Source organism: Bellilinea sp. (assembly GCF_034432615.1).
Lineage (GTDB): Bacteria > Chloroflexota > Anaerolineae > Anaerolineales > Anaerolineaceae > Bellilinea.
Genome location: NZ_DAOUBL010000032.1, coordinates 1 through 6,510, shown reverse-complemented (window position 1 = coordinate 6,510; position 6,510 = coordinate 1). Strand labels below are relative to the sequence as shown.

Annotated in this window: 7 protein-coding genes; 4 read left to right on the top strand and 3 right to left on the bottom strand. The window is 49.6% G+C overall.

Annotated features, from left to right (window positions below; genetic code table 11):
- Positions 1-313 (top strand): DinB family protein (locus tag VAE48_RS01525; protein WP_322791543.1); only part of this gene is annotated, 313 nt, incomplete at its 5' end.
- A gap of 6 nt (positions 314-319) precedes the next feature.
- On the opposite strand, the gene VAE48_RS01520 is transcribed toward VAE48_RS01525, so the two are convergent.
- On the bottom strand, positions 320-1,234 hold the full coding sequence (locus VAE48_RS01520) for a hypothetical protein (RefSeq protein WP_322791542.1): 915 nt from the start codon (positions 1,232-1,234) through the stop codon (positions 320-322).
- Between the two features lie 187 nt (positions 1,235-1,421).
- Between VAE48_RS01520 and ftsH the strand changes: the two genes are divergently transcribed.
- A complete protein-coding gene (ftsH, locus tag VAE48_RS01515) occupies positions 1,422-3,293 on the top strand; it encodes an ATP-dependent zinc metalloprotease FtsH (RefSeq protein WP_416181009.1) in 1,872 nt (623 codons plus the stop codon).
- A gap of 6 nt (positions 3,294-3,299) precedes the next feature.
- On the opposite strand, the gene miaA is transcribed toward ftsH, so the two are convergent.
- Both miaA and VAE48_RS01505 read right to left on the bottom strand, forming a co-directional pair.
- Positions 3,300-4,238, bottom strand: coding sequence for a tRNA (adenosine(37)-N6)-dimethylallyltransferase MiaA (gene miaA / locus VAE48_RS01510; RefSeq protein ID WP_322791540.1), 939 nt, complete (start codon positions 4,236-4,238; stop codon positions 3,300-3,302).
- Positions 4,225-4,587 (bottom strand): YraN family protein, encoded by a 363-nt coding sequence (locus tag VAE48_RS01505; RefSeq protein WP_322791539.1) that lies wholly within the window; start codon positions 4,585-4,587, stop codon positions 4,225-4,227. Before VAE48_RS01505 ends, miaA begins: the two co-directional genes overlap by 14 nt.
- Before the next feature lie 146 nt (positions 4,588-4,733).
- On the opposite strand from VAE48_RS01505, the gene VAE48_RS01500 reads away from it, so the two are divergent.
- Positions 4,734-5,906: a competence/damage-inducible protein A gene (locus VAE48_RS01500; RefSeq protein WP_322791538.1), complete on the top strand. Its 1,173-nt coding sequence runs from the start codon at positions 4,734-4,736 to the stop codon at positions 5,904-5,906.
- Positions 5,903-6,510, top strand: a 608-nt coding sequence (locus tag VAE48_RS01495; RefSeq protein WP_322791537.1) for an amidohydrolase family protein, incomplete at its 3' end; no start/stop codon positions are given. The genes VAE48_RS01500 and VAE48_RS01495, both read left to right, overlap by 4 nt.

Genomic DNA, 6,510 nt, shown 5'->3' with positions numbered 1-6,510 from the left:
CGAGGTCAATCTGGAACGCATTGAAATGGTATTGAAAGAAAACCGTCCCTTCCTGCCAGCCGCAATGACGGATGGCTGGGTTGAAGCGCGGAATTGTATTTTTGAAAATGGAAGAACCGCACTGGATGGATTTATTTCAGCCCGCAGTGAGATTTTGCAAAAATTAATCAATCTAAACGAAAAAGACTGGCAAAGACCAGCTCGCCACGCAATTTTTGGGCCTACCACCTTGAAAGAACTGGTGGGTTTTGTTGCAACGCATGACCGAATCCACATCAATCAGGCCTGGCAGACCATTCAAGCCCTTACTTGATGGGTTTTATTTTCTTTCTTCCTCAGCCGAACCGGGTTTTTGTGTTTCTTCTGTCTTTCCGCCCAATTCAACTCGAAAGACATCCAAAATTCGGCGGACAATTTCATAAACCACATTTTGCTTGAAGCCGCTCACCCACGCAAACACATAGATGACCAGGGCTGAGCGAATGGTGACATTTTCTTCTATTCCTGCGGTCAGAGAAAAGAACCCGGCCTGAAAAACCAGAAAAACAAATGCTCCTAACGCAATTCCCAGCAATGGATTGGTAATGTACCACAAAGCATATTGTGGATCAAAATCCTGCTCAGCAGCGATGTGTTTCCACAAAGCGTACAATGCGCCAACCACACCCCCAAAACCACCCCATAACAGCGTATTGATAAACTGCACCAGATTGACCGAAGCAAACGGACTTACTCGATTGATCTGAGAAGCCTGCGGTTCAATATTGGTGATGACAAACACCGCAATCAACATGAGGAAAACAAACAGTTCATAGCCAAACAGACGCAAACCAACCGTCCGAGAAGCCTGTTTGACCCGCGCAATAAAATCCAATCGGTGTTCAACTTCAACAATCAAACGCTCACCCTCTTCAAAATTTTCTTCTGCTTCAAAAAGGAGTTGTCGTGCTCGTTCGATTTTGTCAAACAACTGACCGGCTAATTCAATTTTGTTAACTTCTGCTCTAATTCTTTCAAGCGCATGACTGGCACGTTCATGCAAGGCTTGAATTCGCTCCGGCGTGATGAACTCATTGCCTTTCGTTACCACTTTTTCTCTTTCACTTTCAAGAACAGGAAAAACTGCCCGCATTGGACGATCTTCCGGGAGAACGTGTTCATTTTCTTCTGTATTGCCTTCTTCAATTCGTTCGTCAAGGGGCTTAAAAGCAGAAGAATCAGGCTGGTCACTCATCTCTCACCTCCAAAAATCAATTCCATGGCACTACTTCCAGTATAGACAGGGATAATCATTCCGTCAACATAGGAGTTGTATAAGAACCACCCTAATCCTTATTCATAGACTGGCAGGGGTATTGATAGATTGGTATAATTCATACCAACAATAAAGGCAATTCGCCCGGATGGGTTTCATTAATAACATGGAGGTTTATGTGAGCTCTCGCAACCAATCTTATGTTGTCTACCTGCTGCTATTTGTGGCCATCATCGCCATGGTGATGTACAGCTTCAGCCAGCGGGGCAGCACCTCCGAAGTTTCAATTAACCAACTGGCTGAAGATATCAAGAATCAGCGGGTTACAAAAATTGAAGAGGATGACAACCGCCTGAAAATTACCTACAAAGACCTGAGCGAAGCGCTCTCCACCAAAGAGCCTTCTGCAACTCTGGTTGAACAACTGCTTAATTTAGGGGTAACCCAGGAACAGCTGCATCCTGAACGAATCAAAATCATCATCAAACCACCCAGCGCCTGGGTAGGTGTATTGACCGCCCTCGGTTACATCTTACCGTTTCTGATCTTAATCGGTGCCTTCTTCTTTATCTTCCGACAGGCTCAGGGCAGCAATAATGCCGCCATGTCCTTTGGAAAATCACGCGCACGTATGTTTACCGGGGATCATCCAACGGTCACGTTTGCAGATGTCGCTGGTGTGGAAGAAGCCAAAGAAGAATTGAAAGAAGTTGTCGAATTTTTGCGTGAACCCCAAAAGTTCATCCAGTTAGGCGCGCGCATTCCAAAAGGTGTGCTGCTGGTCGGACCTCCCGGCACGGGTAAAACACTGCTGGCAAAAGCGGTATCAGGAGAAGCTGGTGTTCCTTTCTTCTCCATCTCTGGTTCGGAATTTGTGGAAATGTTTGTGGGTGTTGGTGCAAGCCGTGTGCGCGACCTGTTCGATCAGGCCAAGCGCCACTCCCCTTGTATTGTCTTTGTGGATGAAATTGATGCCGTTGGACGCCAACGTGGTGCTGGCTTGGGCGGCAGCCATGACGAGCGCGAACAAACCCTCAATCAGATGCTGGTTGAAATGGACGGCTTTGATACCGACACCAACATCATCATCATGGCCGCCACCAACCGTCCCGACATCCTCGATCCAGCTTTACTGCGCCCCGGCCGTTTCGATCGGCGGGTTGTATTGGACCGCCCGGATGTTCGCGGACGCGAAGCCATCCTCAAGGTGCATGTCAAAGGCAAGCCGCTTGAACCCAATGTGGACCTGAGCATTCTTGCGCGGGCAACTCCCGGTTTTGTCGGTGCCGATTTGGAAAACCTGGTCAACGAAGCAGCCATTCTTGCTGCCCGGCGGAATAAAAAGAGTATTTCTCAGTCAGAATTTGAAGAAGCCATCGAGCGCGTGATCGCCGGCCCGGAACGCAAGAGCCGCCTGATCAGTGATGAAGAAAAACGCATTATTGCCTACCACGAAGCCGGACATGCCGTAGTGATGAACGCTCTGCCGGATCATGACCCCGTCCAAAAGGTTACGATTATCGCTCGGGGAATGGCTGGCGGCTATACCATAGCCCTGCCAACTGAAGATCGGACGATTATGCCGCGCAAGAAACTCATTGCTCAAATGGTCGGTTTGCTGGGCGGGCGCGCTGCTGAGGAAATCGTCTTTGACGATATTACCTCCGGAGCTGGCAATGACATTGAGCGCGTAACCCAAATAGCCCGTACGATGGTCACCCGTTTGGGAATGAGCCGCGAGATGGGGCCGATGGTTTATGGACAGAAAGAGGAATTAATCTTTCTGGGGCGCGAAATCTCCGAACAGCGCGATTACTCCGAAGCAGTCGCTGAGCAAATTGATGCCGAGGTTCGCCGTCTGGTCAACGATGCCTACCAGCAAGCCCGCCAGATCCTGATCGAGTATCGCGATAAACTGGATGCGGTGGCTCAGCGCTTGCTGGAAGTTGAAACCATCTCCCGCGAGGAATTTGAACGCATCTTTCCGCCGCCGGTTCCCAAGCGCAGTGGTGTGCCAGCTCTGGCATCGAATAACTAAACCGCTTTAGACTTCCACCAACCACCCGCGAATCAGCTCCGAAATTTCGCGGGTGGTTTTTTCGTTCATTTCAAACCAGTGAATTTTCGGATCGTTTTCTTTAAACCAGTTGGCCTGCCGGCGAACGAATTGACGGCTATTCTTTTTTATTAACGCGATTGCCTCATCCATGGTTAGCTTTCCGTGCAGGTAAGCCACAACTTCACGGTATCCAATGGTCGAAAAAACCGGTGAATGAGGTTGCAATCCCCGCTCCAATAATTGCCTGACTTCATCCACCAGTCCGGCTGCCAGCATTTGATCAAGGCGTTGGTCAATGCGTTGATAAAGCTCCTGCCGCGGCCTTTTTAAACCGATCTTTAATACCCTGTATGGTGACTCTCCTTTTTGACGCTGCTCCGAAAAACGCTGGCCGGTCTTAAGAATCACCTCCAGGGCGCGAATCGTTCGGCGAAGGTTGCGCGGGTCTATGGCAGAGGCAGCCTGGAAATCCAGAATCGCCAGTTTGTGATGAATACTCTCATGGCCGATTTCCCTCGCCCAGCATTCCAAAACCTGCCTCAGCCGGGCATCCGGCTGTTGCGCCGGTACAGACCAATCCTCAATTAATGCCGTGATGTATTGACCTGTCCCACCTACCAGAAAAGGCATCTTACCGCGGGCTTGAATATCAGCAATCACCTGTTTAGCTGCGCTTTTGAAAACCCCCAGACTCCACACTTCGTTTGGCTCGGCAACGTCTATTAAATGATGCGGCACGCGCTGCCGCTCAGTTTGGGTGGGTTTGGCAGTGCCAATGTCCATACCACGGTAGAACAGCCGCGAGTCTGCAGATACAATTTCTCCCTCAAATTGCTGTGCCAGCTGGATGGCTGTTTCGGTTTTTCCAACCGCTGTTGGTCCTACGATGACAATCAAACGGGGCATGCCTTCAGCCGATGACATTTTCAAACCACTCGATTTCCGGGTCTGCTTGACCCAATCTGCCGCGGATTGCGATTAAGTCCACCCGCCAATCACCGTTAATATTTTTTTCTTGAACAAAAAATGAGGCAGCATTAATCAGGTGTTCCTTTTTTTTCGTATCAAGAGCATCTTCCGGGGGCCCAAAGTCATCTGTGCTGCGAGTCTTTACCTCAAAGAAAACTATGACTTCTCCATATCGGGCAATCAAGTCAATTTCCCCGTAGGGAGTGCGAACATTCTGTCCAATTAATTCATATCCTGCATCCGTGATTCGAGCGGCAGCCACTGCCTCACCCCACGAACCGAATTGTTGACGATAATTTTTCACATATTCCTCGAATGATTGAAATGGGTTGCCTTTTACCAAAGAGCATTGAACAGACATGGTTCAGGTTTTGTCAGAACGCAGTTTTGTGCTAAACTTTGAGAAAGGTTTAATCACTTCCTCATATTTTAACCAAAAAAACCAAACCCATGACTGCTGCTGAAATCATTGCCATCGGTACCGAATTGTTGCTGGGTGAATCCCATGACACCAACACCGCCTTCATTGCCCGTACCCTGCGCGATTTTGGTGTGGATATTTATCGCACCATGATTGTGGGAGATAATGCCGTCCGGATTGCCGAAGCCATCCGCGAATCGCTCTCCCGTGCCCAAATTGTAATTACCACTGGCGGTTTGGGTCCAACCGTAGATGACCCCACTCGCGAAGCTGTTGCGCTTGCCACCCAAAGCGAACTAGTCTTCCACCCTGATTTATGGGAGCAAATTCAGGAGCGTTTTCGTCGTTATAACCGCCTCCCAACCGAAAATAACCGCCGGCAGGCATATCTGCCCGACGGAGCGGTTGCCATTCCCAATCCGGTTGGAACCGCTCCAGCATTTTATTATCCATGGCTGGATAAAATAATAATCTGTCTGCCGGGTGTGCCCAGTGAAATGGAAACCATTCTCACCCAATCCATAATTCCATTACTGCGTTCCCGGTATGATTTGCGCGAAGTAATCCGTGCAACGGTTTTACACGCTGCCGGAGTTGGCGAATCTCAGGTGGACGAATGGCTGGCGGATTTAGAAAGACAATCCAATCCCACTGTTGGATTGCTGGCACATCCCGGTCAGGTGGATATCCGCATCACCGCCAAAGCCGCTTCGATTGAAGAGGCTGACCGGATGATTCAAAAAACAATCCGTCAGGTTTACCAGCGGATGGGGTTTGCAATCTTTGGAGTTGATCAACAAAAATTGGAGCAGGTGGTTGCCGAAAAACTCCGGGCGTTAAATTGGGAAATTTTTATAGCCGCTGCCGGTTTTCCCGAAGAAGTTAAAAAACGGCTCGAAACCGTCCTTTCAAACCCCGAAACTCTGATCTTTTTACCCTACACGGAACAACAAACACTCATCGAAAGCCTTCAACAAAACCCAGAATTTTTACAGAGCCGCCTGGCTTTAATTGCCAGCCTGAAGCGAGGAGAACAACAGCAGGATTTGACCCTTTACCTGCGCACTCCGCAGGGAATTGACGAAACAACCCGCTCCTACGGTGGACCACCGCCCCTGGCCGGGTTGTGGGCTTTACGAACTTCGCTGGAATTTGTGCGCCGACATCTGCCTTCAAGCCTAACCGGAGAAAATAATTTATGACAATTTCAGCCGATCTCATTCTTAAGAATGCCGTCGTCGTAACGATGGACGAGCAATTTAATCTCTATGAACCCGGTGCAGTTGCGATCCGCGGAGAAACCATTTTGGCTGCCGGTCAACAAAATGAAATCATCCAGCAGTATTTTGCCAATCAGGTGGTAGATTGTCGCGGCAAAATCCTCATGCCGGGTCTGATCAATGCTCACACCCATGTACCCATGACCTTGCTGCGCGGCCTGGCTGACGATCTGCGGCTGGATGTCTGGCTGCTGGGCTATATGATGCCAGTCGAAAGGGAATTCGTTTCTCCCGACTTTGTGCGCCTGGGTACCGGTTTAGCCTGTGCCGAGATGATCCGCGGGGGTGTAACAACCTTTGCGGATATGTATTACTTTGAAGAGGATATTGCAAAAGCCACCGCTCAGGCCGGCCTGCGCGGCATTTGTGGTCAAACCGTGCTGAAATTTCCAACCCCGGATGCTCAATCCTACGAAGAATCGCTTGCCTATGCCCGCGATTACATTCAGCGCTGGAAGAATCATTCACTGATCATCCCGGCGGTAGCGCCGCACGCCCCCTACACCTGCACAGATGAAATTCTGCG

Coding starts and splice junctions, on each gene's coding strand:
- VAE48_RS01520 (WP_322791542.1), bottom strand. CDS start 1,234: ATGAGTGACCAGCCTGATTCTTCTGCTTTTAAGCCCCTTGACGAACGA.
- ftsH (WP_416181009.1), top strand. CDS start 1,422: ATGGAGGTTTATGTGAGCTCTCGCAACCAATCTTATGTTGTCTACCTG.
- miaA (WP_322791540.1), bottom strand. CDS start 4,238: ATGTCATCGGCTGAAGGCATGCCCCGTTTGATTGTCATCGTAGGACCA.
- VAE48_RS01500 (WP_322791538.1), top strand. CDS start 4,734: ATGACTGCTGCTGAAATCATTGCCATCGGTACCGAATTGTTGCTGGGT.